The sequence below is a fragment of the Rhodothermales bacterium genome (genome assembly GCA_013002345.1).
Lineage (GTDB): Bacteria > Bacteroidota > Rhodothermia > Rhodothermales > JABDKH01 > JABDKH01.
Genome location: JABDKH010000263.1, coordinates 1 through 2,093, shown reverse-complemented (window position 1 = coordinate 2,093; position 2,093 = coordinate 1). Strand labels below are relative to the sequence as shown.

Annotated in this window: 2 protein-coding genes; both read left to right on the top strand. The window is 58.2% G+C overall.

Annotated features, from left to right (window positions below):
• The coding region (locus HKN37_12780) for a hypothetical protein (GenBank protein ID NNE47522.1) at positions 1 to 1,892 on the top strand (1,892 nt) is incomplete at its 5' end.
• 16 nt (positions 1,893 to 1,908) lie between these two features.
• The coding region (locus tag HKN37_12775) for a hypothetical protein (protein NNE47521.1) at positions 1,909 to 2,093 on the top strand (185 nt) is incomplete at its 3' end.

Here is a 2,093-nt window from a genome sequence, read left to right as displayed (position 1 = left end):
TTCAGGTCGTCCGCGGTGGGCGCGTCCTGGGCACGGTAGATATCTACAACTACCTGCTCAAGGGGTACGACAAGAATCCCATCAGACTTCAGAGCAACGACTTCATTTTCATCCCGCCGCGTGAGGTTACCGTCTCAATAGAGGGCGACGTGTACCGGCCGGCCATTTACGAGCTGCGTGAGGGCGAGGGGATGGCGGAGTTGCTTGCGTACGCCGGCGGCCTGCTGCCCGATGCCTACACGAAGCGATTCCAGGTCGATCGTATCATCCCGTTCGATCGACGCCGTGATCCTTCCATCGCTCGAGAGTTGCTCGATTTCAGTCTGGAGCGGGTAATCCGCGGCGAGGAGACGGTCACGCTACAGGACGGCGATCGCGTCAATCTCTTTTCGATCGTGGATCTTGTGGAAAATGCTGTGTCGGTTGCCGGTGACGTGTATCAACCGGGGCGTTATGAGATTGGCGCCGCCGTTCGAACTGTCCGTGATCTCATTCGAGAGGCCGACGGAGTCACGGGAACCGCGTACCTCGGCAAGGCAGACCTGGTCCGCATGCGTGATGACTCGACGGAGGTTCTGATTTCGCTGGATCTTTCGCGCGCGCTGCAGGGTGATCCAACACAGGATATCCCGTTAATGGGTCGTGATAGTGTGTTTGTCTATTCGGCAAAGGCGTTTGAGGCGACGCGTTTCGTAAGCGTCGGCGGTCAGGTCTTGTATCCGGGGAAATATGTTCTCCGCGACAGCATGTCGGTCTACGATCTGATATTCATCGGTGGGGGACTCCTGGACCCTGAGTTCTTGAAGGACGTCTATCTGGAGCGGGCGGATGTTTTTCGCAAGCTCCCGGATGGCAAGACGGAGCAAATCATCCCGTTCAGTCTGCGTGAGGTGCTGGCCGGCACCGGATCAGCAGGCATGATTCTCCAGCCCCAGGACAGTCTGCATGTGTACCCACTTACGGTCGAGACGCTGGAGGATCGATTTGTGTCGATCAGTGGTGCGGTAGCATCGCCAGGCCAGTATCGCTACAACGACAACATGACGGTTGAAGACCTGGTGATCCAGGCCGGAGGCCTGACGGAAGGCGCGTATCAGGATTTTGTCGAGGTGGCCCGTGCGCGGCGCGAGACCGCCAGCGGGAACCGGGAAGTCGTGATGAGCAAGGTCCGGTTGACGCTCGACGGTGCACCTGCGGGCGTCAACTACAAACTCGGGACGAACGGCGATCCGATATCCGAGGCACGGGCGTACCGACTCGATCATCGCGACCACATTTTTGTTCGAGTTGACCCCAACTTTAAGGCACTCGAGACGGTCAACATAATCGGCGAAGTAAGATTCCCCGGACCCTACGCGCTTGTTGACGAGAACGAAAGCCTGTCGACGCTGATTCAACGGGCAGGCGGAGTACTTCCCACCGGTTACGCAAAGGGGGGACGTGTCACACGGAACGGCCAGCAGTTGATCACGGAGGTAGACAGAGTCGTTCGCGGAAACCGCAAAGCCGATGTCATTCTACAGCCGGGCGATCAGATCGTGATTCCAAAGGTCCCGAATGCGGTGTCCGTTCTGGGTAATGTCGTCACGCCGGGACTGATCAAGTACGAGTCGGGCCGCCGCCTGTCGTACTATCTGGATCGAGCGGGCGGTTTGCAGGAGGAGTCACAGGATATTGTTCTTACGCAGGCTTCCGGTGCCACGTTCAAGGTGCGTCGCGGGCTCATTCCCGGAAATCCGACCGTGGACGATGGCGCTATCATCAGAGTCACGAGAAAGCCGCCAAGGGTGGAAGGCGATCGCGTTGACGTCGGCAGAGTCGTCACTGAATCGCTGGCGATCGTTTCAAGCGCTCTTACCGTAATCGTCCTCGCGATCAAGGGCTTGAACTGACCCTCCAGAGGCTATCATGCAAGACGATACGAGCCGCAAACCGATTGGACAGGTCGGCACAAACGGGGCCGACGAGCGGCATGAGGAAGACGAAGTTTCGCTCATCGACCTGTTGCTTGTCGTCGCGCGATACAAGCGGCTCATCGGTGGTACCGTGCTGGCGTTTTTTGTTGTGGGATTCCTCGTTGCTGTCTTGTCGCC